Source organism: Synechococcus sp. H55.10 (assembly GCF_047502715.1).
Taxonomy (GTDB): Bacteria; Cyanobacteriota; Cyanobacteriia; order Thermostichales; family Thermostichaceae; genus Thermostichus.
In genome coordinates this window covers 1-648 of the sequence record NZ_JANSJJ010000180.1, presented here as the reverse complement: position 1 = coordinate 648, position 648 = coordinate 1, and the positions used below count along the sequence as shown (strand labels likewise).

The following is a 648-nucleotide window of genomic DNA, read 5'->3' as shown; positions in this document are numbered from 1 at the left end:
GTTGAGGGCAAACAACGAAGCACCATGGCTGGGCTGACCCTCTAGGCTGAGGACGGCTTCAGTGTAAGGATCCAGCCCAGCTCCTGCAGCCAGCCAAATCCAGGTGAGGATTGTCAGACCCACAACAGCCAAGCCCAATCCAAGCTTTGTCGCCCAGCGCCCTGCCAGCAGCGCTTGCAAAGCGTGGAGGAACGGTTGTGGACGCTGCGGGGAGGGAGAGCGAAGCGAGGTTCGCTCAAGCCCACACTCACCGTCACCAGAGGGGCGAGAACTGTCCGATCCAGCGATGTCTGAGAGGAAGGAAGGCACAGACAACCCTGAGAGAAACCGTTTCAATAGTTTACATTTCCATCAATACGATAGCTCAGGGGCCTCTTTCTGCCAACAATCTGTAACGGTATTTACTTTTTCTTAATTATTTGCTGAAGCCGTCTGAGGTTTAGGTTTCTCTGGGATGAGCCGGTGGGGAAACAGGCGCTGCATGGCTTCTGCCTGGGCCCAGGGATCGGTGTTGAGGCTGTGGATGACGTTGGCTCCTTGCAAGTAACTGCGGAGGCGATAGCCAACCTGCAGGTTCCCATAAATAACAACGGCTGCTACCTGCTCCCGCCGCCGCCCTAGCCAATCCACCACATAGTTGGGCAGAGG

At 56.2% G+C, this 648-nt stretch carries 1 pseudogene; it reads right to left on the bottom strand.

Annotation, left to right across the window (positions count from 1 at the left end):
* Positions 1–411: 411 nt before the first annotated feature.
* Positions 412–648, bottom strand: a pseudogene (locus NW858_RS10830) (glycosyl hydrolase); the annotation flags it as partial.